The 21,836-nt window shown below is 67.3% G+C and carries 18 protein-coding genes; 5 read left to right on the forward strand and 13 right to left on the reverse strand.

Annotation, left to right across the window (positions count from 1 at the left end; genetic code table 11):
• The first annotated feature begins 120 nt into the window (after nt 1-120).
• The gene (gene htpG, locus KF791_16470; GenBank protein MBX3734171.1) at nt 121-1,971 is read left to right on the forward strand and encodes a molecular chaperone HtpG; all 1,851 of its coding nucleotides are present in this window, start codon (nt 121-123) and stop codon (nt 1,969-1,971) included.
• A 15-nt stretch (nt 1,972-1,986) separates the two neighbouring features.
• Here htpG and KF791_16475 read toward each other — a convergent pair whose 3' ends face one another.
• The 5 genes from KF791_16475 to KF791_16495 all read right to left on the reverse strand — a co-directional run bounded on the left by KF791_16475 (nt 1,987) and on the right by KF791_16495 (nt 6,754).
• Entirely contained in the window at nt 1,987-2,664 is a 678-nt protein-coding gene (locus KF791_16475) for a hypothetical protein (protein ID MBX3734172.1), read from the reverse strand.
• Nucleotides 2,665-2,718: 54 nt separating this feature from the next.
• Nucleotides 2,719-3,489, reverse strand: a complete 771-nt coding sequence (gene panB / locus KF791_16480) for a 3-methyl-2-oxobutanoate hydroxymethyltransferase (protein MBX3734173.1) — start codon at nt 3,487-3,489, stop codon at nt 2,719-2,721.
• Between the two features lie 49 nt (nt 3,490-3,538).
• A complete protein-coding gene (locus KF791_16485) occupies nt 3,539-4,855 on the reverse strand; it encodes a PQQ-dependent sugar dehydrogenase (protein MBX3734174.1) in 1,317 nt (438 codons plus the stop codon).
• Between the two features lie 55 nt (nt 4,856-4,910).
• Nucleotides 4,911-5,669 (reverse strand): TSUP family transporter, encoded by a 759-nt coding sequence (locus KF791_16490; protein ID MBX3734175.1) that lies wholly within the window; start codon nt 5,667-5,669, stop codon nt 4,911-4,913.
• Between the two features lie 83 nt (nt 5,670-5,752).
• Complete coding sequence (locus KF791_16495) at nt 5,753-6,754, reverse strand: sugar phosphate isomerase/epimerase (protein ID MBX3734176.1); 1,002 nt, start codon at nt 6,752-6,754, stop codon at nt 5,753-5,755.
• Between the two features lie 385 nt (nt 6,755-7,139).
• Here KF791_16495 and KF791_16500 point away from each other — a divergent pair, with 385 nt between their 5' ends.
• Both KF791_16500 and KF791_16505 read left to right on the forward strand, forming a co-directional pair.
• Entirely contained in the window at nt 7,140-10,277 is a 3,138-nt protein-coding gene (locus tag KF791_16500; GenBank protein ID MBX3734177.1) for a DUF1553 domain-containing protein, read from the forward strand.
• Entirely contained in the window at nt 10,274-11,728 is a 1,455-nt protein-coding gene (locus tag KF791_16505; GenBank protein MBX3734178.1) for a DUF1501 domain-containing protein, read from the forward strand. Before KF791_16500 ends, KF791_16505 begins: the two co-directional genes overlap by 4 nt.
• A 33-nt stretch (nt 11,729-11,761) precedes the next feature.
• Here the strand turns inward: KF791_16505 and KF791_16510 are convergent, their stop codons facing one another.
• The 5 genes from KF791_16510 to KF791_16530 form a co-directional block, all read right to left on the reverse strand.
• Complete coding sequence (locus KF791_16510; protein ID MBX3734179.1) at nt 11,762-12,271, reverse strand: NUDIX domain-containing protein; 510 nt, start codon at nt 12,269-12,271, stop codon at nt 11,762-11,764.
• A gap of 75 nt (nt 12,272-12,346) precedes the next feature.
• A complete protein-coding gene (locus KF791_16515; GenBank protein ID MBX3734180.1) occupies nt 12,347-12,562 on the reverse strand; it encodes a hypothetical protein in 216 nt (71 codons plus the stop codon).
• A gap of 429 nt (nt 12,563-12,991) precedes the next feature.
• A complete protein-coding gene (locus KF791_16520; protein ID MBX3734181.1) occupies nt 12,992-13,627 on the reverse strand; it encodes an NADH-quinone oxidoreductase subunit B in 636 nt (211 codons plus the stop codon).
• A gap of 6 nt (nt 13,628-13,633) precedes the next feature.
• Entirely contained in the window at nt 13,634-14,014 is a 381-nt protein-coding gene (locus KF791_16525; protein ID MBX3734182.1) for an NADH-quinone oxidoreductase subunit A, read from the reverse strand.
• 221 nt (nt 14,015-14,235) lie between these two features.
• A complete protein-coding gene (locus tag KF791_16530) occupies nt 14,236-15,012 on the reverse strand; it encodes a copper homeostasis protein CutC (GenBank protein ID MBX3734183.1) in 777 nt (258 codons plus the stop codon).
• A 187-nt stretch (nt 15,013-15,199) separates the two neighbouring features.
• Here KF791_16530 and KF791_16535 point away from each other — a divergent pair, with 187 nt between their 5' ends.
• The gene (locus tag KF791_16535; GenBank protein ID MBX3734184.1) at nt 15,200-16,183 is read left to right on the forward strand and encodes a threonylcarbamoyl-AMP synthase; all 984 of its coding nucleotides are present in this window, start codon (nt 15,200-15,202) and stop codon (nt 16,181-16,183) included.
• 78 nt (nt 16,184-16,261) lie between these two features.
• Here the strand turns inward: KF791_16535 and ispD are convergent, their stop codons facing one another.
• The 3 genes from ispD to bamA all read right to left on the reverse strand — a co-directional run bounded on the left by ispD (nt 16,262) and on the right by bamA (nt 20,232).
• Nucleotides 16,262-16,945 (reverse strand): 2-C-methyl-D-erythritol 4-phosphate cytidylyltransferase, encoded by a 684-nt coding sequence (gene ispD / locus KF791_16540; protein ID MBX3734185.1) that lies wholly within the window; start codon nt 16,943-16,945, stop codon nt 16,262-16,264.
• Between the two features lie 62 nt (nt 16,946-17,007).
• Entirely contained in the window at nt 17,008-17,616 is a 609-nt protein-coding gene (locus tag KF791_16545; GenBank protein MBX3734186.1) for an OmpH family outer membrane protein, read from the reverse strand.
• A gap of 30 nt (nt 17,617-17,646) precedes the next feature.
• Nucleotides 17,647-20,232, reverse strand: a complete 2,586-nt coding sequence (gene bamA / locus KF791_16550; GenBank protein ID MBX3734187.1) for an outer membrane protein assembly factor BamA — start codon at nt 20,230-20,232, stop codon at nt 17,647-17,649.
• A gap of 166 nt (nt 20,233-20,398) precedes the next feature.
• On the opposite strand from bamA, the gene KF791_16555 reads away from it, so the two are divergent.
• Nucleotides 20,399-21,646, forward strand: coding sequence for an argininosuccinate synthase (locus KF791_16555; GenBank protein ID MBX3734188.1), 1,248 nt, complete (start codon nt 20,399-20,401; stop codon nt 21,644-21,646).
• Nucleotides 21,647-21,836 lie beyond the last annotated feature (190 nt).

A 21,836-nucleotide genomic window follows, 5' to 3' on the forward strand; every position in this document is an offset into this window, starting at 1 on the left:
GCCACGGTTTGCGGTGGCGTTCCCGGGCTTGACAGAGGTCGGAAGGAATCGGGTACACCTCCCGTCCGGCGCGGGCACGGGAAGGTTCCGTTCCCGCCCGTCAGCACACGATTTCCAACCATGAGCCAGCCCGAGCAACACGTCTTTCAGGCCGAGATCCAGCAGCTTCTCAACATCGTCATCCACTCCCTCTACACCGATCGCGAGGTGTTTGTGCGGGAGTTGATCTCCAACGCGGCCGACGCCTGCGAGAAGCTCCGATTCCTCCAGGCCAGCGGCCAGACCCCCGCCCGGGAGACCCCGCTGGCGATCTCCCTGAAGTCCGACGAGGAGGCCGGCACCCTCACGATCACCGACACCGGGGTCGGCATGACCCGTGAGGAACTCGTCCAGAACCTCGGCACCATCGCGCACTCCGGCACGCGGGCCTTCCTGAAGGCACTTGCCGAGCGGCCGTCGGAGCCGCAGTCCGCCGATGCGAAGTTGATCGGTCAGTTCGGCGTCGGGTTCTACTCCGCCTTCATCGCGGCGCACCGGGTGACGGTGTGGACCCGTTCGCACGCTGCGGACGCCGCCGGTTGGAAGTGGTCCAGCGAGGGAGGCAATGGCTTCACCCTGGAGCCGGCCGACGAGGCAGCACCCGGCACCCGGATCGAATTGGAGCTCAAGGAGGATGCCAAAGACTTTGCAAAGGCAGACCGGCTGGAACGGATCATCCGGCGCTACTCCAATTTCGTCGCCTTTCCGCTCGAGTTGAACGGCACCCGGATCAACACGGTGCAGGCGATCTGGGCGCGGTCCAAGTCCGAGGTCACCGAGGAGGAGTACCGGCAGTTCTACGAATACCTGGCCCACGACAACGAACCGCCGCGCTACCGTCTGCATTTCACGGCCGATGCGCCGATGGCGATCCAGTCGCTGCTCTATGTGCCGTCCCGCAGCCTCGAGCTGCCCGGCATGGTGCGCCAGGAGTCGGAGGTCCACCTGTACTGCCGCAAGGTGCTCATTGACGCGAAGCCGAAGGGCCTGCTGCCCGAGTGGCTCCGGTTCGTCCGGGGCGTCGTGGACAGCGAGGACCTGCCGCTCAACGTGTCCCGCGAGCGGATGCAGGACTCTGGCCTGATGCGCCGGCTCAGCCGGGCGCTGACGAGCCGGTTCCTGAAGCATCTCGAGGAGGAGTCCGGCCGCGATGGGACGGCCTACGACGCCTTCTACACCGAGTACCACCGCTTCCTCAAGGAGGGCATCCTGAGCGATTGGGAGCATCAGGGGGCGCTGGCAAAACTGTTGCGGTACGAATCCTCGGGGACCGAGCCCGGAATGCGGACCTCGCTGGCCGACTCGGTGAAGCGGATGCCGGAGGGGCAGAAGGAGATTTATTTCCTGCAGGCGCGCGACCGCGCGGCGGCCGAGGCAAGTCCCTACTTCGAGGTGTTCCGGGAGCGGAAATTCGAGGTGCTCTTCGTCGAGGAACCCATTGATGAGTTCGTCCTGGACCGCCTCCAGGAATTCGACGGTCGCAAGATCCTTGCGGCGGAAAAGGCCGATCTCAACCTGGAATCGCAGGCGGCCAGCGCGCTCTCCGATGACGACGCCGCGGCGTTGTCCACGTGGCTGAAGGAACTCCTCGGCGACGCGGTCCACGAGGTCCGCGCCTCGCGGCGGCTGGTGGTGAGCCCGGCGGTGGCGGTGGACAGCGACCGGCAATTGACGGGGTCCATGCGCCGGATGCTCAAGGCGATGGGCCGCGATGGCGCGGAACTGCCCGATGCCGCTCCGGACCTGGAGCTCAATCCGGCGCATCCGGTGGTGGTGAAGCTGCACCAACTGCGCGGGCAGGAAGGGGCGCTCGCGGAGCTGGTGGCCCGCCAGTTGTTCGACCAGGCCCGGCTGGCTGCCGGACGGCTGGAGGATCCACGAACGATGCTCGCCCGGATGAACGACCTGTTGTCGCGCGTGGTGGGGGCCTGAACGGGGGGCGGGCGCTCAGGGCTCGTGCCCCGCCCGGGCCCGCCACAGCAGCCACACCAATTCCTCGGTGTACGCCATGGGCCGCGGGTAGGTGATGTCGCGGGTGACATCCCCCTCCAGGTTGCCGCCCGCCAGGAGCCGGGCGGCCTGATTGACGTGGGCGCCGTCGCAGTGGAGCACCACGTCGCGCACCAGTTTCCGGAAACTTTCCCCGCGGTTGTCGGGCTCGCTGTCGTCAATGTAGGCCGGCATCCGGTCGAACTGGAGGCGGTCCAGCGTGGACTGATACCGGGTTTCGGCATCACCGACGATGATCTCGATCTTGAGCTGGCGCTGGTCAAAACCGGCGGCCACCACCGTCACCTGGTCCCAGGGAACGTCGGTGGGCCGGCCCAGGGGATCGTACAGGACCAGATGTTCCGGGGTGCACGCGGCGAAGTCGAACAGCCGGGGTTCCGGCAGGCGGGGCAGGTCGGACTCCGGCGCCACCTCAATCTCAATGCCCTCGGCGCCCAGGGACTGCTGGAGGAACAACGCGTCCTCCAGGGACAGATCCCGCGCGAGAATGCCGAACGCGTCGTCGGCCACAAACCGGGCGTCGGCCAGGGTGAGGCCCCGACCACTGGCAAAAGCCCTCTCCAGCGCCCTGACGTCGGGACGTGACAACTCGGTCTGCAGCAGCGCGTACGCCACAGGGAGGAGCCTGCACCGACCGGCGACGCAGGGGAAGCAAGACCGGAGGGATCCTCAATCTTCCAGCGTCGCCATCCAGGCCGCGGCCGCGTCGCGAATTGCGGCGCCGGTGGTGGCCCGCGGCGTGACAAACCGCGGCGTGAACCACGGGAATCCGCCGACCAGATCCTGGGTCACCAGAATCTGTCCGTCACAGCCGGGTCCGCTCCCGATGCCAATGGTCACCATCTGCCGGCAGGTGGCCGTGATGGCCGCGGCCACCTCGGGGACGACCAGTTCCAGGACGCACGCAAACGCCCCCACCTGCTCCAGGGTGCGCGCATCGTCCAGCAACCGCCGCCGTCCGGCGTCATCGCGTCCCTTGATGCGGTACCGCCCCCCCTCCTCAAGGATGTGCTGTGGCAGCATGCCCAGGTGGGCGCAAAACGGAATTCCCGCGGACACGATCGCCTGGATCTGCGGGAGGATTTCCCGGCCACCCTCCGCCTTCACGAATTCCGCCCCGGCCGCCTGAAGCTCCCTGGCGTGGGACACGGCATCGGCGGGGCTCTCGTAGCTGCCATAGGGCAGGTCCGCACCCAGCAGGGCGGCGGGCCGCGCCCGCGCAACGGCCCGCACATGGTGCACCATGTCCGCCATCGTGACATGGGTGGTGTCGGGAAATCCCAGCACGACCATGCCAAGCGAGTCTCCGACCAGCAGCACCGGGACGCCAGCCTCGTCGAGGAGGCGCGCCATCGGGTAGTCGTAGGCGGTGAGGGCGCCAAAGCGGCGACGGCCCTTGAGGGACCGCAGTCCCTCGGGGGTGATCTTTTCCCGGTTCACGCGGATTCCTTCGCACAACCCGGCTCGTACCGGCGGGCGACTGCCGGAACTATTCCAGGGAGGGCACGAGCTTCCAGATGTTCCCCTTGCCCGGGGTCAGTCCGTTGCTGCCATTGGTCAACACGTACAGCTCCCCGTCGGCATCCTCGCCGAAACCGACGATGTACCCTGAGAAATCCGACGGCTCAACCACCTCGAGCCGCTCGACGGTCCAGCGCGTGCCGGTTGTCCCGGGACGGGTCGCCACCAACAGCACGCCCTGCGGCAGTGCCCAGTGCCGGGACCAGTCACCGAAGACGTAGCGCCCCGCCAGCTCCGGAAGGGCCTTGCCGCGGTACACGTAGCCGCCGGTCACGCTGATGCCGTGCGCATCGGGGTCCTTTTTCAGCCCGGTGTGGTTGTATTGGAGGATCGGGTCCAGCAGGGGCTCGCCGCGCCCACCGGTCCGCGGCGCATCGGCGGGCGGCGCCTTGGGCGTGTCGGCGCTGAACCCCTCGAATCCCTCGCGCAGGGACCATCCGTAGTTCCCACCGTTGCGGATGATGTTGATCTCCTCATACAGGTCCTGCCCCACGTCCGCGACGAAGAATTCCCGCGCACCCCCCCGGTCGAAGCTCAGGCCCCAGGGATTGCGCAGGCCGTAGGCATAAATTTCCGGCAGGGCCGCGCGACCGTCGGCAAACGGGTTGTCCGCCGGGATCGCGTACTGCCGACCACCGGAGGTCGCATTCACGTCCAACCGCACGATCTTGCCCAACAGGGTCTGGAGGTGCTGGCCGTTGCCGGACTCCGGGCGCTTCCCCCGGTCGTTGGCGCTGCCGCCGTCGCCGATTCCCAGGTACAGCAGGCCGTCCGGACCAAACACCATGCGGCCGCCATTGTGATTGGCGAATGGCTGGTCCACCTCAAGCAGCACGCGCTCGGAGCCCGGGGCCACGCGGATCGCCCCGCCCGCGGGCAGGGTGAACTCGGACAACCGCAGGGTGCAGTCCCAGTCCTCGGGCGCGGTGTCGCGGCGCGGGGCCGTGTAGGTGAGGTACAGCTTCCGGTTCTGCGGGAACTGCGGGTGCAACGCCACGTCCAGCAACCCGCGCTCGTCAAAGGCGCCGTGGTTGATCGGGGAGAGCCGGTTGGTGATCACCAACGCGGGTTCGTCCTGCATCACCCCATCGGCCCCCAGGACGCGCAGGTACCCGGGTTGGTCCACCACCAGGGCCATGCCTCCGGGAAGGGGCACGAGCGAAAGCGGGGACGTGAGGCCACCGGCCACCCGCTTCAGCGCAACTCGATTGGATTCGTCCGCCGGCAACGGGGCCACCGACGCCAGGGCGATGACGAGGACGAAAAGACGGCAAATCACGGCCATGCGGGAAGTCTACGGGGCGAAGGCCGGTTGAGAAGCCGGGAGTTCGCCGCCGCCTTCATGGTGCACGAACGGCGTCCCATAGCAGTTTCGCGGCAAGGAGGATCACCACCGTCAACAAGACCCGCCGGATTCGCCGCGCTCCGCCGTGGATGGCGGACCGGGCACCCAGCCAGCCCCCAAGGAACTGGCCGGCGGCCATGGAAAGGCCCACGGCAAACCGCACGTGTCCTCCGGCGAGGAACAGGACCAGCGAGGCCAGGTTGCTGGTGAGATTCATCACCTTGGTGTGCGCCGTCGCCGCGAGGAGGTCCCGCCCGAGCAACCCCACACAGGCCATCATCCAGAATGCACCGGTTCCCGGTCCCAGGAAGCCGTCGTAAAAACCCAGCAGGAGTCCGAAGAGGATGCCAAACGGTCGCGGCGCCAGGCGCGGCGCCCGGGGGCGGCTGCCCAGGTCCGGACGCGTGATGAGCACGATGGCAATGGTGACGAGCAGGATTGGGATGAGGGGCCGCAGGAAGCCGGGGTTCACCTGCTGGACGCACCACGATCCCGCCGCGGCACCCACCACGGTGGCCGCAATGCCCCACGTCCAGTCCCCCTGCCCCAGCAGCCCGTGGCGCGCATAACGCATCGTGGCGAGCGTCGTGCCGCACGCGGACTGAAGCTTGTTCGTGCCCAGGGCATCGGCCGGCGACAGGCCGGTGGCCATCAGCACCGGCACGGTGATCAGTCCGCCACCTCCAGCGATGGCGTCCACATACCCGGCGGCCACACCGGTTGCGAACAGCACGGGGTACCACCAGGTGTCCATGGGACGGCACGGGGGCGACGGAACCGGCCGGTCGCGAAGCCGCAGGACGGCACCGCGCCGCGGTCCGCACGGCCGGCCCGGGACTACAGTCCGAACGCCCGCTGCATCTGCTCCCGGACCGTCTTCAGGCGGGCCAGCTCGCCACCGCCGACCTCCGCGGTCGCCCATCCCGAAAAGCCGATGTCCCCGAGGGCCTTGCGGACCTGGTCCCACGGCAGGTCGTCGTCGGGACTGGTGATGTCCACGAATTCGTTCTTCGCCCGGCTGAATCCCTTCACGTCGAGTTTCACGCATCGGGGACCAAACCCGCGGATCCATTCCGAGGGCTGGCCGTATTTCCAATGGTTGCCGATGTCATAGTACATCCCCACCCAGGGGCTGCGGAAGCTGTCCACAAACTGGATGAACTGCTCCGGTCCCTGCTCCGGGGAACCGTCGTGGTTGTAGAACATCCGGTTCCAGACGTTCTCCACCAGGATGGCCTGACCGTAGGCCGCCGCGAGGGGAAGCAAACGGCGGATCTCATCGCCGGCCCGCTGCGCCGTCTCGGCCGGGGTCCCATCGCTCCCGTTGCCCACGACGATCAGCACCCCGCTGCCTCCGGCTGCGTGGGAGACCCGGATGCAATGCTCGATGTTGGCGCGTCCCTGGTCCCGCTCGGCAGCATTGGGGCTGGTCAGACGCTGCTGCCAGTGGGCGTGGTTGATGGCGTTGTGGACGAAGACACCGGACTCGCGCACGGCGTCCCGTGCCTGCTCCGGCGTGTAGTTTCCCGCCTCATCGAGGTCCACCCCGTCGAAACCGGCCTCCCCGGCGAGGCTCAATCGCTCGGCAAGGGTGCGCTTCCGGTCACCAGACCCGGCGCTGATCATCCCCAGCTTGCAGGAGAGCAACAGGCGGCGTCCCTCTGGTGGGGTGACGACCCGGTCGGATTTGGTGGAGGCCGCGGAATCCGTCTGGGCCCCGGCCGCGACGGTGGCCACGGCAAGTCCCGGAAGCGTCAGGGTGGCGCCGGCTGCGGACAGAAATCCACGGCGGGACAGGGGGGACCGGGGTGCGTGAGCGTTCGCGGTGGAAGGCGTCATGCGCAAATCCTTGGCGCCCGGTCCGTGAATTGGCAACCCCGCGGCGCAGCCGCCGGCTTGGGCGCGTTGGCGCCGCGTGCCCGTTGCACGACCGGCGATTCCTGGCGCCCCGGGGTTGTCGGGGGCTGGGAGGGGAAAGCGGTAGAGGGCTACCGCACTGCACGACGCTTCGCGACCGCCACGGCAGCGCAGAAATCCGCCAGGTCTTGGACTGCGCCAGCCCCCTGGCGCTTTGGCGCCGCGTGCCAATTGCGCAACGAGGGAATCCTGGCGCCCGCGTTCATCGGGCCTTGGAGATCAAGTCCCCATCCGGGCCGAATCCGGCGGGACAAGGACTCGTCCCAACGCTATGCTGCCGACGGTGAATGGGATCGGGCTGAGAGCGGTGTGGCTTGCCATCGCGATGGTCGGGGCGGGCGTCGGTCCGACGCTCCACGCGGCGGCGTCCGCTGCAGCAGATTTCAATTTCGAGGTGCGTCCGCTCCTGTCCGACCGGTGTTTCTCCTGCCACGGCCCCGACGAGCGGGCGCGGAAGGCCAAGTTGCGGCTCGATCAACGCGAAGACGTCCTGCGCGTACGCCAGGACGGTCGCCGGATCGTGGCGCCCGGCGATCCGGAGGCCTCGGAGCTGATCCGACGCCTGTTTTCAGAGGATCCCGACGAAGTCATGCCGCCCCCGGAGGCCCACCTGGCGCTGACCGACCCGGAAAAGGCGCTGCTCCGGCGATGGGTGGCCCAGGGGGCGCCCTGGAGTGATCACTGGGCCTTCGCCCCGATCACCCGGCCCGAACCTCCCGCCGTGAACGCCGGGGACCGGCGGATCCATCCGGTGGACCAGTTCGTGCTGGCACGACTCCAGGCCGCCGGGATGGAGCCGTCACCGCGCGCCGGACGCGAACGGTTGATCCGCCGGGCATCCCTCGACCTCACCGGCCTGCCCCCGTCGCCCCGGGAGGTGGAGGCCTTCGTGAAGGATCCCTCGGAGAATGCCTACGAGAAGGTCGTGGACCGCCTTCTGGCGTCGCCGGCCTTCGGCGAGCGCCTCGCCACCGACTGGCTGGACCTCGCCCGGTACGCGGACACCTACGGATACCAGGCCGACGTCGAGCGGGATCTTTCACCCTGGCGGGACTGGGTGGTGGCAGCCTTCAACCGGAACCTGCCCTACGACCAGTTCCTGACGTGGCAACTCGCCGGAGACCTGCTGCCCGGGGCGACCGACGAACAGGTGCTGGCGACCGCCTTCAACCGGCTCCACCGTCAGACCAACGAGGGCGGGAGCATCGAGGAGGAGTTCCGCCAGGAATACGTCTCCGACCGGGTGCACACCATGGGCACCGCCTTTCTTGGGCTCACGCTCGAGTGCTCGCGATGCCACGACCACAAGTACGACCCCATCAGCCAGCGCGACTACTACGCGCTTTCGGCCTTCTTCAACAACATTGACGAGTCGGGCCTGTACTCGCATTTCACCTCCGCCACGCCCACGCCGACCCTGGTACGCTGGGAAGGTGAGGACCAGTCCAGGCATCAGGTCCTCGTGCGGGAACGCGACGCCGCCGACAGGCAGATGCGACTCGCGGTGACGGCGGCCCGGGCCCGCTGGGATGCCGGGGAGCGTCCGGAGGTCCCCAGCCCCGCACCAGTGCTTCCCGTGGCCTCCTATGCCTTCGACGTCTTCACCCACCTGTTCACGCCGGACGCCCGCAGCACCAACCAGGCCGTGCTGTCCGACGGGCCGGTCCCCGTGCCGGGACGCCGCGGAACGGCGCTCCGCTTCAGCGGGGACAATGCCGTGACCCTTCCGGACGCCGGAGCCTTCCGGCGGACCGATCCCTTCAGCGTGGATGTCTGGATCCGGCCGGCCGATGTGCGTCCGCGTGCGGTGGTGTTTCATTATTCGCGGGCCTGGACGGATTCCGGCAGCCGCGGGTACGAATTGGTGCTGGAGAACGGCCGGCCGTTTTTCGGCCTGATCCATTTCTGGCCGGGGAACGCCCTGGGGGTTCGGGCGCGCGAGCCGCTGCCCCCGGGACGCTGGACCCGGCTCACGGTGACCTACGACGGATCCAGCCGGGCCGCGGGCGTGCAGTTGTACCGGGATGGGGAACCGATGGCACTGGAGACGGTCCGCGACGGGCTGACGCGGGACATCCAGCACCGGGCGGCCTGGGGCGATGCCGACGCCGGGGGGATCCGGCTGACCCTTGGTGCGCGGTTTCGGGACAATGGATTCCGGGACGGGGAGCTGGACGATTTTCGTGTCTACGATGTCTGCCTGACTCCGGCTGAGGTGTTGCACCTCGACCCCGACACCGGGGCGCCTGGAGCCGCCGCCATGGATGCCGAAACGTACGCGATGCGTTGGGATCCCGGAGTGGCCGTGGCGCATGCGGAACTGCAGCGCCTGCGCAAGGCGGAGGACGAACTGATTTCGAAAACGAAGGAAATCATGGTGATGCGCGAGATGGAGGCACGGCGACCGACCCATCTTCTCAAGCGCGGGGCCTATGACGCCCCGGCGGACCCGGTGGATCCCGACGTGCCAAAGCACATCCTCCCCCTGCCGGAGGGAACACCCCGGAACCGGCTTGGACTGGCCCAATGGATGACCGATCCGCGCAATCCATTGACAGCCCGGGTCGCAGTCAACCGCGCGTGGCGTCAGCACTTTGGGCGGGGCCTGGTGGCCACGTTGAATGATTTCGGGGCGCAGGGGCAGCTGCCAACGCATCCCGAGCTCCTGGATTGGCTGGCCGCCACGTTCCGGGATTCCGGCTGGGATCTGAAGGCGCTGCACAAACTCCTGGTCCTGTCCGCGACCTATTGTCAGGACTCCGAGGCGCCGCCGGAACGTGTCGCCCTCGATCCGGAAAACCGGATGCTCTCGAGGGGGCCGCGGCATCGGCTGGGCGCCGAACAGATCCGCGACAGTGCGCTGGCCGTCAGCGGGCTGCTGCAACCCACGCTGGGCGGGCCGAGCGTCAAGCCGTACCAGCCGCCGGGCGTCTGGGAGGAGGCCGGGACGGGAAAGACCTACGTCCAGGACCACGGGGACAAGTTATACCGGCGGAGCCTGTACACGTTCATTCGACGGACCGCCCCGCCGCCGTCGCTGGCGAGTTTCGATGCCGGCTCCCGGGAAGTCTGCGTGGCGAACCGGGAGATCACCGCCACACCCCTGCAGGCGCTGGTGCTGTTGAACGACCCGCAATTCCTGGAGGCCGCCCGGGTGCTGGCCGAGGCGTTGTGGGGCGATCGGGAGGCGACTCCGGAGGCGCGCGTGGACCGGGGGTTCCATACAGTGCTCGGCCGGCCGCCCTCCGCCCGCGAGTCGGCGATTCTTGCGTCGCTCTTCGAGGAACAGCGGCGTCTCTACGCGGCGGATCCCGAGGCGGCCGAGCGGCTGCTGTCCACGGGGGAACGCCTGCGCGACACCGCACTGCCGGCGCCGGAACTGGCGGCGGCCACCCTGGTGATGAGCACCCTCATGAATCACGACGAATTTGTGATGAAGCGATGAACACCTCGTGCTGCACCGGCCCCGTGGACGCGACTTCCCTGAGCCGCCGCCAGTTCCTGAACCGATTCGGGCTCGGACTGGGTGGCGTCGCCCTGGCGGATCTGTTGACCCCCTCGCGTGCGCTGGCGGCCGGCGGGGTCGGCATGCTGGGTGGCACCCTGCCGGTGGCGCCCCGTGCCCGCAGGGTGATCTACCTGTTCATGGCCGGCGGACCGTCACAGCTGGAGACCTTCGACTACAAGCCGTTGCTCAACGAGCGCCAGGGTGAACCGCTGCCGGATTCGGTCCGCATGGGCCAGCGGCTCACCGGGATGTCCGGAAACCAGGCCGTGCTCCCCCTGGCAGGCTCGGCATTCCGGTTCGCCCGGCACGGGCAGTCCGGAGCCTGGGTGAGCGAGCTGCTGCCGCACACCGCCTCCCACGTGGACGACCTGTGCATCGTCCGCTCCCTGTTCACCGAGGCGATCAACCACGACCCGGCCATCACCTTCCTGCAGACCGGGTCCCAGCTCAGCGGACGGCCCAGCTTCGGCTCCTGGGTCCACTACGGGCTGGGGAGTGACAACGAGAATCTGCCGGCCTTTGTCGTCCTCATCACGCGGGGCAAGGTGGACCAGCCGCTGTATTCCCGGCTCTGGGGCAGCGGCTTCCTGCCGTCGCGGTTTCAAGGGGTGCAATTCCGTTCGGGGAAGGATCCCGTGCTGTACCTGACGAATCCGGACGGCGTGTCCCCTGCCGGACGGCGGGCGATGCTCGACCGCCTGCGGGAACTCCACGAGGTCGCCGCCGCCGAGACCGGGGACGCCGAACTGGAGACCCGGATCGCCCAATATGAGATGGCCTACCGGATGCAGGCCAGCGTGCCTGACGTCATGGACCTGTCCGGCGAGCCGGAGGCAACCCTCGCAGCGTATGGGCCTGACGCACGGAAGCCCGGCACATTCGCCGCAAACTGCCTCCTCGCGCGCCGCCTCGCCGAGCGGGGCGTGAAGTTCATCCAATTGTATCACCAGGGCTGGGACCAGCATGGCGGCCTGCCCAACGGGATCCGGACCCAGTGCCGCGAAACCGACCAGCCCTGCGCCGCACTGCTCGCGGACCTCAAGCAGCGCGGCCTGCTGGAGGACACCCTGGTGGTCTGGGGTGGCGAATTTGGCCGGACCAACTACTCGCAGGGAAAGCTGACCGCGACCGACTACGGCCGGGATCATCATCCGCGTTGCTTCTCCATGTGGATGGCGGGGGGTGGCGTGCGGGCGGGTACGGTGTACGGGGCGACCGATGAGTTTGGGTACAACGTGGTCGAGGCACCGGTCCACGTCCACGACCTGCACGCCACGCTCCTCCACCTGCTCGGGATCCCGCACGAACAGCTCACCTTCAAGTTCCAAGGCCGGCGGTTTCGCCTCACCGACGTCCATGGGGAGGTTGTCCAGGGGATCCTCGCATAGGTCCTCCCCGCACGCCCCCCCCCGGATGGGCCGTCAGTCCCCGTGCAAGTCCGGCAACCGGGGCCAGATTTCCCGGAAGCCGCCGGCGAAGTCCCCGGGCCGGGCCGCAATCCAGTCGCGAATCGCGGACGGCAGGAACCAGCCGCCGCCCCGGATCTCGCTCGCCTGAAGGTCGAACGGTCCCTCGTGCCGGGCACGATACACCCAGCAGAATTCCCAGCCGGTGGCCGCCGTCGCCTCGAGCCTCAGGATCCTCACCGGAGGTGCCGCGAGCGTCACCCCGAGTTCCTCCCGCAGTTCCCGCACCACGCAAGGGTCGTAGTCTTCACCCGCGTCCAGATGGCCGGAGGCCGACGAATCCCAGACTCCGGGCCAGTTGTCCTTCGAGAGGGAGCGCTGCTGGAGGAACAGTTCGCCCCGCGAATTGAAGAGGAGCACATGCACCGCCCGGTGGCGCAGGTCGAGACGGTGCACCTCGCTGCGCGGACGGCGTCCGATGACCGCATCCTGCTCATTGACCACGTCGAACCACTCCTCCGGCACCGGGACAGCAAACGACGCCAGGCTGCCGCGGGCAAGGCTGGAGGCCGCCTCCCGCCCGCGGACGGCGTGCCGCGCCTATCGGTGAAGATATTCGCCGAGAGCTTCGAGGAACACGGATTCGGGGACCAGTTGGTGGTCGCGATTTGCCGGGGCGGATTCGTCGGGCGGCACCGCCACCACCTCCACGTCGCCCAGTTTCCCCTGGAGGACTTCACAAAACTCGTCGAGATCGAAGTCCGGCGGCAGGTCGGCACCGCACATATCCTGTTCCACGTAAAAGAGGCGTCTCATGAGCGTACCTTGGACTGGAAGCCCCCGGAACGGGCACACCACGCGGCCGGGGGATCCGGTCGAAGTCCACACCGTCCGGCCGGAAAAGGCACGCCGGAAATCGCCGGGAACCCTGCCCGAGACCCGGCATCACCAGGGCACCCGGCCCCGGGTGAACGCCAGGGTGGCCAGCAGGAGGGTCGAGATCACGAGGACAACCACCTCGAGGTCACCGGTGGGTTGAATCCAATTGGGAAGCATTGCGCTCATGGAACTGCGTGAGGGATTTTTCGAACACCGGTCCCGGGGCGGGCATGGTTCAAGTTTCCGCGACCGGGTGCCGGAGGTGCAGGAACCGGAGCCCTTTCGGTTCCGACGGTTGCCTGCGAAAATACGTTGGAGTTCGGTTCGGGATTTTTTCGGGAGTCTCAGGGACAACGCAAGCGAGGGTCAGGTTTGGGAAGTGGATGAAGCCGCAGACGGGCGGGTGGGCGGATGCCAGACCGCGTCGTTGCGGGGTGGCACCAGATCGTGTTCGCCGCACACGGGTATCGGGAATTCGCTGGGTGCGTCCGGATCGAACGATCGCGACCGCCCGGGGCCCGTGAGCGTCTCCCCGGACATCTTCTTCTGGAGCGTCATCAGGCCGTGGAGCAGGGCTTCCGGACGGGGCGGGCATCCGGGAATGTGGACGTCCACCGGCAGATAACGATCAATGCCCTTCAGCACGTTGTACCCCTCCTTGAACGGGCCGCCCGAGATGGCGCAGGCGCCCATGGCGATGACGTACTTCGGCTCGGGCATCTGGTTGTAAAGCCGCACCACCTGGGGCGCCATCTTCTTGGTGACGGTCCCGGCCACGATCATGAGGTCCGCCTGCCGGGGGGATGGACGGAACACCTCCGACCCAAATCGGGCGATGTCGTAACGGGCCATGCTGGTGGCGATCATTTCGATCGCGCAGCAGGCCAGGCCGAACGTCATCGGCCAGACGGAATTGCTCCGGCCCCAGTTTCCCAGTTCCTGGAAACTGGTGACCACGACCCCTTGCCGGGCCAGTTCACTGCGGAGTCCTTCGTCAATCATGGCGCGTCATTTCCAGGTCAGGAGTCCCTTGAGCCACGCCCAGGCCAACCCTTCCGCCAGCAGGAGCACAAACAGCAGCATCGCCAGAACCGCACCCAGCGGCAGTTGGAGAAACGACACGGCAAAGGGCAGGAGGAAGACCGCTTCGACATCGAAAATCAGGAACAGGATGCCGTAGAGGTAGTAGCCCGCACGAAACTGGGTGAGCGGATCCCCCCGGGTTTCAATGCCGCATTCGTAGGTGGCATTCTTCTGTGGACCCGGTCTTGCAGGGGCAAACCGCCAGGCCCAGGCACGGGCGAGGGCAAGTGGCACCAGCGGAAACATCACGGCCATCACGAACAGGACCGTCAGAAACACGTAGGGATGAAGCTCCGTGGCACTCATGGGACAGTGAACGGCGAGCGCGCCGGCATCCGCGGAAGGATGCCCGGAAACCGTAGGCCACTGCGATGCAAACGCCAGACGGAAAGGAGGAACCGGACCCTCCATGAGTACGGACTGCTTGAGGCGGTCCCCACCAGGCGGCGCGGCGCGGTCACGCCCGATTCGTTCGTCCCCTGCCCTTCACCCGCAACCGGGCAGCCCGTTCCCGTCCCCGAAAGCGCTCAGCCGGCGCCCCTGCCGTCTGCCAGCTCGCGGAACCGGCGGACACGGCCCGAATCGGCCGCTGAAATCGCAAACTCGGAGGCGGCGAGGGTGCGGCCCATTGAAATCCGCAGATTGCGAAACTCCATGCGGCTTTCGCGGGTGGCACTCGCCGACAGATGCAGTTCGCGGAAATCGCACTCGCGCAGGATTCGCGGAAGGTTCCGTTCCGTGATGCCGCCGCCCGGCATGACCACGATCCCGCCGGCAGCCCGACGCGTCAGCGCGACGAGCAGATCCAGGCCCTCCAGCACCGATTTCTCCTGTCCCGAGGTCAGGACCCGTTCGCACCCAAGCCCGATCAACGCTTCCATCGCCTCCATGGGATCGCGCGCCATGTCAAAGGCGCGGTGAAACGTCACGGGAAGCGGCCGCGCAAGGGCCATCAGTTCACGGGTCCGATCCGCATCCACGGTCCCCTCCGGCGTCAACAATCCCAGGACAATCAGGTCCGCACCCAGCGTCTTCGCGTGGCACAGGTCCCGTCGCATCACCTCAAATTCCTCGGGCGAGTAGCAGAAGTCACCCGCCCGGGGGCGGATCATCACGGCGAGTGGGAGCCGGACCCGCTCCCGGATGACCGCCAGCAGTCCGGCGGTGGGGGTCAGCCCGCCCTCGCCGAGGGCGGAGCACACCTCCAGGCGGTCGGCACCCCCCGCGGCGGCAGCGAGGGCCGATTCGACAGAATCAATGCAGACTTCAATCAGGCGTCGTGGCGTCCCGGTGGCGGTCTCCATGACGGTCAGGCTAATCGCCCGGGTGCATCGGATGCGAGCCCGGGCCAAGCGGGGCGCCATCGGTCGTTCGGCACCAAGGAATCCGAACTTTCCGCTTTGAGCCTTGAACCGCATTCCCAAGGGTGTCGCTGACGACATCACCGCCACCATGCCTGCCGAAATCCTGTCCACCGAGACACCCGGCTTGATGCAAATCGCCGTGGAACGGTCCGCAGCGCTGCTGCGCGCCGGAGGGGTGGTCGCGGTGCCCACCGAGACGGTGTACGGGCTCGCCGCCAACGCATCGGATCCGGCCGCGGTTTCGCGCATCTATGAGCTCAAAGGACGCCCCGGCCACAATCCCGTGATTGTCCATGTGGCATCCCAGGGCATGGCCCGCGACTGCGTCGCGGACTGGCCTCCGCTGGCCGATCGTCTCGCGCGGGCCTTCTGGCCCGGGCCGCTCACCCTGGTGTTGCCACGGGCGGCGACGATCCCCGAGATCGTCACTGCCGGGGGGGGCACTGTGGGCATCCGCTGGCCCCAGCATCCCTTCATGCAGGCGCTGATTCGGACCTGCGGTTTCCCGCTCGCCGCACCCAGCGCCAACCTTGCCAACGGTATTTCACCGACGAATGCCGCGCATGTGGACAAAGCGCTGGGACAGGTCCTCCCGCTCATCGTGGATGGAGGCGACTGCAATGTGGGTATTGAAAGCACCGTGGTGGATGCCACCGGTGCGCACCCCCGAATCCTGCGACCCGGCATGATCCATGAACCGGCGATCCTGATGGCGGCCGGCACCGGTCCCCCCCAACCGGGAAACGAGACCGCGGACATGGGACCGCTGCGCAGTCCGGGACAGCTGGATCGTCATTACGCCCCAAGGGCCCGCCTGGCCGTGGTGACCTGGCACAATGACGCGGAGCTGGGGGCCCGGATGGAAGCGCTCGGGGCGAAGCCCGAGTCCACATTCATTCTGGCCCATCACCGCCTGCCACAGTCGCTGCCCCCGGAACGAGTTTTCCTGATTCCGGATGATCCCGAGGCCTTCGGGCGTGCGCTCTACGCGCAGCTCCACCGCTGTGACGATGCCGGGGCGGGATGGATCCTCGTCGAAGCACCGCCCGCGACGCCGGAATGGGCGGCGATCGCAGACCGGCTGCGACGCGCCGGGGCCCCGGCACGGTGACAGCCCGTCGGCCCCTCCGCTCCCCACGGAATTCCCCGGATCCTGCCGGGAGGTTCCAAAGCCCTCCGAGATCCGCCCTCAGGGATCGCGGCGCAGCAACCACTCAATCCAGGGCAGGTCCGCCGGCGTGGTCACCTTCGGATTGGGTTCAGGACACTCAACCAGTTCCACGGACTGCCCGGTCAGTTCGCACGCCGCGGTGTCATCGGTGATCCGGCGACCGGCCGTCCGGGTCGCCTCCAGTGCCCGCTCGATTACCTGACGGCGAAAACACTGCGGGGTCTGAACCGTCCACAGCCGCGACCGGTCCAGGTGACTGGCGATCGTCCGGTCCCCATCCGACGCCTTCACGGTATCGGTCACCCGCTGCGCCGCCACCGCGGCGCCGGTCCTCGCCGCCGCCGCCAGACACCGGGCGATCACCTCCGGGGATGTGCAGGGGCGGGCGCCATCCTGGATTGCGACCAGCGCGGTCTCGCGGGACAGCGCGGCCAGTCCATGGGCAACGGAATCCTGCCGCTCCGCACCACCGGGGACGACCCGGAACGGCTTGCGAAATCCGTGATCCCGGGCGAGCCCGGCGAAGGATTCCTCCAGTCCGGCACGCACCACCAGAACGAGGGCGTCCACGGCCGGGCATGCCTCCAAACGACCCCACGTGTGCGCCACGACGGGCCGGCCGCCCACTTCGAGGAACAGCTTGTCCACGTCGGGACCCATGCGGGTCCCGCGCCCGGCCGCGACGAGGATGGCCGAGGTCATCGGAGTTCCATAACGATCCGCGGCCGGCTCCAGGCAGCCGGCGCGGGGCGAACCCGCCGCGCCTACTTCCCGGCCTCGGACTTGTCGAAGTCGGGTGGGGCGTTGGCGTTGAGCTGCTTGAGGACGGCGTCCGATAGGTCCACGTCCGTGCCCGCAAGATTGTTGTACATGACGACGGGCGTCTGGTTGAACGAGATCGCGGCGACGTCAATCACCAGGTTGTAACCGCCGACCCGGGACTTTTCCTCCACGACGCCCCGGATGTCGCGGAGCACGCTCTCGCGCATGCGGCCCTGCTGCTCGGTGAGGGCCTGCCGGGAATTCTGGTCGAAGGTGCGAATGCTGTTCTCCTGCTCCCTCAGGTCATTCTGCTTGGCCTCGAGTTCCTTGCGCCGCCGGTCGCGTTCGTCGGAGGAGAGGGCGGGATCCTGGGCGGCCTCGACGAAGGTCCGGAACTCCTCGTTGGATTTCCGGTAGTCCTCGATCAGTCCACCGCGGGCCTTCTCAAAGTCGGCGGCGCGCTCCTTGAGCTGCGAGTCGGCCTGCTTGGTGCGCCAGTAGCCGTCGAACACCTTCTTGAGGTCCACGACGGCGATGCGGGTTTGGGCGTGAGCCGGGACGGCGACAAGGCCGCCCACCAGCAGGGCGGCCAGACAAAGGATACGTTTCATTCCTATGGATTTCTGAGCGGAGGAAGGATCCTAGAAATCTCGCGCATAGCCAACACCGAATTGGAACTGGCCGCTGCTGTCGTTGAAGCGGTCGGACTTGATCGGGATGCCGTAATCCAGCCGGAGCGGACCGATCGGGAGGTTGAGCCGGATGCCCAGGCCCCAGTTGGAATTGTAAACACCGGTGGTGGTGCCGTCGGCGAACTTTTGCGGCGTGAAGCTGTACGCGTCGGGATACACCATGCCGGAGTCGAAGAACACCGCGAAGCGCACCCGGGGGACGACCGGGACGCTGTACTCCGCCGAAGCAAACCAATAGGTGCCGCCGCCGATCGGCTCCTCGGTGAGGGGATCCACCGGGCCCACCTCCCGAAACGTGAAGCCGCGCAGGGAGTACAGACCGCCGAGGTACCACCGGTTGTTCACCGGCACCACGCCGGCTTCGCCGCGGTCCCCGCTGGAGAAGGCCTGCACGGCGCCCAGGTTGCCCACCAACTCCAGCACGTGTTCCTTGAAGAAGTCGTGGGTGCTGCTGGCCGGAGAGAACAGGCGGGCGGGGGTCCAGTACTGCGAGGCCTTGAGCTCCAACTGGTAGAAATTGGCCTGCGCCCCGAGCGGGCCGCCCGCCAGCATCGGCTCGAACTTCACCACGTGGCCGCGGGTCGGAAGCATCAGGTTGTTCCGGGTGTCGTGGGTGAGGGCCCAGCTCAGGCTCGAGATCAGTGTGGATCCCGCCTGATCGAGCAGCACCGGCTGCGGCCCGGGCACCACGTTGGTCGAGACCACCGACACCTGGCCGTTGTTCGTCAGGTAGTTGTAGGTCTCGATGGTGGGCGGATACTGGTTGAGGTAGTTGTCGTAGAACGTGATGTCCACGTTCTGGAGCGTATAGGTGGTGTTCAGCGTGAGGTTGAACGGAAGTTGCTTCGTCAGCCCCAGGTTGCCGCCGACGATCGTCGCTTCGTAGGTGTCGGAAAGATACTGGAGATCCCGGTAGTACACCTCCGTGTCGAGCCGGAGACGGCGCCCGAGAAACCATGGCTCGGTGAAGCTCAGGATGTAGTCCTGACGCTGCGTGCCGATCTGGGCCCGCACCCGCGCCTTCTGGCCGCCGCCGGTGAAGGTGGGCGGGTTGAACAGGTCGAAGTTGCCCTGCGACACCTCGACATACCCGACGAGCTTGTCCACCGAGCTGAACCCGGCGCCCAATGCCACGTTGCCGGTGTTCTTCTCCTCGACCGCCACCACCAGGTTCCGCTGGGTGGGCACATCGGTGGGCACCTCCTTGGTGTCCACCTTCTCGAAATAGTTCATCTGCTCCAACCGCTGCTTGCTGATCTTCACCCGGACCATGTCGAAGGTCTCGCCCGGCGAGACGGCGAGCTCGCGCCGGATGACCTGGTCCTTGGTCTTGGTGTTCCCCTTGATCTCGATCTTCTCGATGGTGGATTTCTCGCCCTCACCGAGCACGCCGCGGGCGTCGCGGATCGTGTACCGGAGGTCAATCGTCCGGTCCACCACGTTGGGAATCTTCTGGGCCTGGACGCGGACGTCGAGGTACCCGAGGGAGCCGTAGAAGTTCTGGATGTGCTGGATGTCCGCATCGAGCTGTTCCGGGCTGAAAATCTTGCCGGGGGTCAGGCGCTGCGGGGTGTACCCGCCGCGGTCATCCCGGAGGTTCGAGGTGATCTCTGCCTCGGTGAACCGCTTGTTGCCCTCGAAGCTGACCGATCCCACCCGGTATTGCGTGCCCTCCGCGACGTCGAAGGTGATGGTCATCCGGTTCGTTCTGGGCCGGTCGAATTCGACGTCCACGATTTCGAAGTCCACGAAGCCGTTGTTGGCATAGAAATCCCGAAGACGGTCCCGGTCGTCGGCAAACTGCTCCTCCAGGAACTTGCCGCTGCCCGTCAACCACGACAGCCAGTTCCACTTCCGCGTTTTGACCACCTTGCGCAGTTTCTTCTGACTGAAGGCTTCGTTGCCTTCGAAGAACACCTTTTCGATCCGGATCTTTGGGGCCTCCACAATCTCGAACGTGACCGAGCCACGCCCCAGCGCCTCGTTGATGACGGGCCGTGGCGTCACGGTGGTGTTCTGCATCCCGGCCTTCTCGTACATCGTCCGGATCGCCTGCGCGTCGGTGAAGAGCTTCCGTTCGTCCAGCGGCTCCCCGACCTTGGACGTCGTCTTCTTCCGCAGCCGGTTGACGCTGAACCGGTCGTTCCCAGAGTACCGGATCTCCGTGAGGATCGGCTTGCTCTGCACGATGTAGGTCAGACCGATCCTGCCATCCGGAAGCCGCTGCTGGGTGACGCGAATGTTGTAGAAGAACCCGGTGCCATAGAGCCCCTCGACATCCTTGTCGGCGGCGAGCTGGTTGAACGGGTCGCCGACCCGGACCCGGATGTTCGCGCGGACCAGGTCTTCGCTCACCGTCGCGGGGCCGACGAAACGGATGTCAATCGCGCCAACCTGCGGGACCGGCACCTGGGCCTCCGGCCTGGCGAAGAGCCCGGCCAGTGCCAGCAGGCACACGATCCACCAGGCTCCCGGGCGACAATTCCATCCGAAGCCCGGCGTGGCCGCGCCATCCTGTGCTGAATGCCGTTCCATCAATGACTTTGGTCCGTCCGCATCAAGGCTGGCGGATGAGACCCCAGGGACGGCCCCGGGTGCAATCTTCAATCCGCGGGGACCCCGCGACACCGGTGCATCCGCCAAATTTCGCCTTCCCCGCCGCGGGGGCGTCGCGTTGACTGCCGGGCGCCTTGCTGCACGCATGAAAATCGTCCTCGCCTACTCGGGCGGCCTCGACACCTCCGTCCTGCTCTCGTGGATCCGGGAAACCTACGACAACGCCACCATGATCGCCTTCTGCGCCAACATCGGCCAGGAGGAGGAGCTGAAGGGACTCGACCGGAAGGCCCGCAAGACCGGGGCCTCCGCGGTGCACATTGACGACCTTCAGGAGGAGTTCGCCCGGGATTTCATCTTCCCGATGATGCGCGCCGGGGCGCTCTACGAGGGACAGTACTTCCTCGGCACCGCCATCGCCCGACCGCTCATCGCCAAGCGGATGGTGGAGATTGCACGGGAGGAGCAGGCCGACGCCATCGCCCACGGAGCCACCGGCAAGGGCAACGACCAGGTGCGCTTCGAACTGACCGCGGCGGCGCTGGCCCCTGAACTCCAGGTGATCGCCCCCTGGCGCGACGCGCGCTACCGGCGCGACTTCCCGGGACGCCAGGAAATGCTGGACTACTGCGCCGCCCGGGGAATCGCGGTCCAGGCCAGCGCCAAAAAGCCCTACTCGATGGACCGCAACCTCCTCCACATCTCCTACGAGGCGGGCATCCTGGAGGATCCCTGGTACGACGCCGGCAATTCCAAGAACCGGGAATACTTCACCACGCTGTCGGTCCTGCCCGAGGATGCACCGGACCGGGCGGAACTGGTCACGCTCGACTTCGAACGCGGGGACTGCGTGGCCGTGAACGGCAAGCGCCTGGATCCGCTCGGCGTCATGCGTGCACTGAACCGGCTCGGCGGACGCCATGGAGTGGGACGGGTGGACATGGTGGAGAACCGCTTCGTCGGCATGAAGAGCCGCGGCGTCTACGAGACCCCGGGCGGCGCCATCCTGCACTTCGCGCACCGCCAGATCGAAAGCCTCACCATGGACCGTGAGGTGATGCACCTGCGCGATTCGCTCATCCCCAGGTACTCCGAGCTGGTGTACTACGGCTTTTGGTTTTCACCCGAACGGCTGGCGCTTCAGGCGCTCGTCGAGGAATCCCAGCGGCATGTCACCGGAACCGTCCGGGTCCGGCTCTACAAGGGCGCGGTGCACGCGGCCGGACGCCGCAGCCCGGTGAGCCTGTACCACCCGCAGATCGCCACCATGGAGGCCGACCCGACCCAGGCCTACAATCAGGATGACGCCACGGGTTTCATCCGCCTCCAGGGATTGCGGCTCCGGGTCAACGCCGCCGTGCATCCCGCCCGCCACCGCACCCCGCGCGGGTAGGGCGCAGGCTTCATCACGTGGGTCTCCAGACCCGGGCCTCGGGGCTGGTGGGCCATCCTCCGCTTGGGTGCAGGCGCAGGCGATCCGGCGCGGGTGCCCGGCGATGCCCGATTCGGAACCAGCTCCGGTTCCGGATTTCCGAAGTCGAGCCGGGGGAGCTTGACGTCGCCGGGTGACGGACCTTCAACTG

It is taken from the genome of Verrucomicrobiia bacterium (genome assembly GCA_019634635.1).
GTDB lineage: Bacteria > Verrucomicrobiota > Verrucomicrobiia > Limisphaerales > UBA9464 > UBA9464.

What these genes read in the sequence shown, in the direction of transcription:
- htpG (MBX3734171.1), top strand. Translation starts at nt 121, where the DNA reads ATGAGCCAGCCCGAGCAACACGTCTTTCAGGCCGAGATCCAGCAGCTT.
- KF791_16485 (MBX3734174.1), bottom strand. Translation starts at nt 4,855, where the DNA reads ATGGCCGTGATTTGCCGTCTTTTCGTCCTCGTCATCGCCCTGGCGTCG.
- KF791_16490 (MBX3734175.1), bottom strand. Translation starts at nt 5,669, where the DNA reads ATGGACACCTGGTGGTACCCCGTGCTGTTCGCAACCGGTGTGGCCGCC.
- KF791_16495 (MBX3734176.1), bottom strand. Translation starts at nt 6,754, where the DNA reads ATGACGCCTTCCACCGCGAACGCTCACGCACCCCGGTCCCCCCTGTCC.
- KF791_16505 (MBX3734178.1), top strand. Translation starts at nt 10,274, where the DNA reads ATGAACACCTCGTGCTGCACCGGCCCCGTGGACGCGACTTCCCTGAGC.
- KF791_16515 (MBX3734180.1), bottom strand. Translation starts at nt 12,562, where the DNA reads ATGAGACGCCTCTTTTACGTGGAACAGGATATGTGCGGTGCCGACCTG.
- KF791_16520 (MBX3734181.1), bottom strand. Translation starts at nt 13,627, where the DNA reads ATGATTGACGAAGGACTCCGCAGTGAACTGGCCCGGCAAGGGGTCGTG.
- KF791_16525 (MBX3734182.1), bottom strand. Translation starts at nt 14,014, where the DNA reads ATGAGTGCCACGGAGCTTCATCCCTACGTGTTTCTGACGGTCCTGTTC.
- KF791_16530 (MBX3734183.1), bottom strand. Translation starts at nt 15,012, where the DNA reads ATGGAGACCGCCACCGGGACGCCACGACGCCTGATTGAAGTCTGCATT.
- KF791_16535 (MBX3734184.1), top strand. Translation starts at nt 15,200, where the DNA reads ATGCAAATCGCCGTGGAACGGTCCGCAGCGCTGCTGCGCGCCGGAGGG.
- ispD (MBX3734185.1), bottom strand. Translation starts at nt 16,945, where the DNA reads ATGACCTCGGCCATCCTCGTCGCGGCCGGGCGCGGGACCCGCATGGGT.
- KF791_16545 (MBX3734186.1), bottom strand. Translation starts at nt 17,616, where the DNA reads ATGAAACGTATCCTTTGTCTGGCCGCCCTGCTGGTGGGCGGCCTTGTC.
- bamA (MBX3734187.1), bottom strand. Translation starts at nt 20,232, where the DNA reads ATGGAACGGCATTCAGCACAGGATGGCGCGGCCACGCCGGGCTTCGGA.
- KF791_16555 (MBX3734188.1), top strand. Translation starts at nt 20,399, where the DNA reads ATGAAAATCGTCCTCGCCTACTCGGGCGGCCTCGACACCTCCGTCCTG.